We start from the raw sequence: 1,624 nt of genomic DNA, 5'->3' as shown, positions 1-1,624 counted from the left end.
AAACGAAGAAGTGCCTTCTGATCAGGGAAAATAGGGCTTGTCGAGAGTCCTGTTCACCCGCCACGGAAGGCACTTGCTGAGTGAAGGCTACCGCAACACGTCCGAAGATCATGGTGACCGGTGGTGGGCGGGGCGTAGTCGGTCACGCCGGTGCCCGGCTGCTCGCCGACCTGGCCGACGCTACCGGGCTGACCAGCGCGTTCGGTGAGGCATTGGCCAGGCTGCGGCAGCGGCAGGGCGGGCACGATCCGGGCCGGATCGCCGTGGATCTGGCGGTGATGCTCGCCGACGGCGGTGAGGCGATCGCCGATCTGGCAGTCCTGAGAAACCAGCCCGCCCTGTTCGGGCCGATCGCCTCCGATCCGACCGCGTGGCGGATGCTGTCCCGACTGGACGAGCCGATGCTGGCCGACCTGCGCGCCGCCCGGGCACACGCCCGTGAGGTCGCCTGGGCTCAGCACGCCGAGGTCCGAGGTGGGCTGCCGCAGCCGATGGTGGCCGGCCGGCAGGTCGAGGGTCTGGTCCTGGACATCGACGCGACGATCGTGATCTGCCATTCGGAGAAGGAAGCAGCGTCCCGTACCTGGAAGAAGACGTTCGGGTTCCACCCGTTGCTGTGTTTCCTGGACAACACCGGCGAAGCCCTCGCCGGCCTGCTACGTGAAGGCCGAGCCGGATCCAACACCACCACCGACCACATCACGATCCTGGACCAGGCCCTCGCGCAGATCCCCGACTCTGTCCGGCACGGCACCCCGATCCTGCTCCGTGCCGATTCGGCTGGTTCCAGTCACGGCTTCCTCGCCCACATCCGCGGCCTGCGCGAGCAGCACCTCGACATCCGGTTCTCCGTCGGTGCCGCGATCACCGAACCCGTACGTGAGGCGATCCGGGCTGCGACCGGCTGGGTCCCCGCCGTCGACAACGATGGTGACCTGCGTGAACACGCGCAGGTCTGCGAGATCACCGGCCTGTTCGACGCGGCCGGCTGGCCTGAGGGCACCCGGTTCCTCGTCCGCCGGGAACGCCCGCACCCCGGCGCCCAACTGTCGCTGTTCGACACCATCGAAGGCTGGCGGCATCAAGTCGTGGCCACCGACACCCCACCCGGCGGCGGCAGCATCCAGCACCTGGAGGCCCGGCACCGGGCGCACGCCCGCGTCGAAGACCGCATCCGCACCGGCAAAACCACCGGCTTCGGCCGGTTCCCGTCCCGGGTGTTCGCGATCAACCAGGCCTGGCTGCAACTCGCCCTGACCGGCATCGACCTGCTCGCCTGGACCCAAGCCCTGCTCCTGGACGGCGACCTCGCCACCGCCGAACCCAAGAAACTGCGTTACCGGCTCCTGCACGTCGCCGCCCGGATCACCCGCACCGCCCGCCGGACCCGCCTGGCCATCGCCGCCAACTGGCCCTGGACCGATGCCCTCACCAGCGCATTCAACAGGCTCGCCGCACTGCCCCGACCCGCCGGCTGACCCACACCCCCACGCCCGACCAACGTTCAACGGAGGAACCCGGCCCAGCGCCGGGCCCTCGGCATACCGGTAGAACCTCTCTAAACACCCGAATCGCCGTTCATCGAGCGCCAACTATGAGTCGACGCTCAAGTGAAAGACCGAGG

At 68.8% G+C, this 1,624-nt stretch carries 1 protein-coding gene; it reads left to right on the top strand.

Annotated features, from left to right (window positions below):
- Positions 1-80: 80 nt before the first annotated feature.
- Complete coding sequence (locus ACWDV4_RS30705) at positions 81-1,478, top strand: IS1380 family transposase (protein WP_449986002.1); 1,398 nt, start codon at positions 81-83, stop codon at positions 1,476-1,478.
- Positions 1,479-1,624 lie beyond the last annotated feature (146 nt).

This window comes from Micromonospora sp. NPDC003197, from assembly GCF_053590565.1.
Note: the sequence above shows the minus strand (reverse complement) of the source record. Positions and strands in the feature narration are given on the sequence as shown.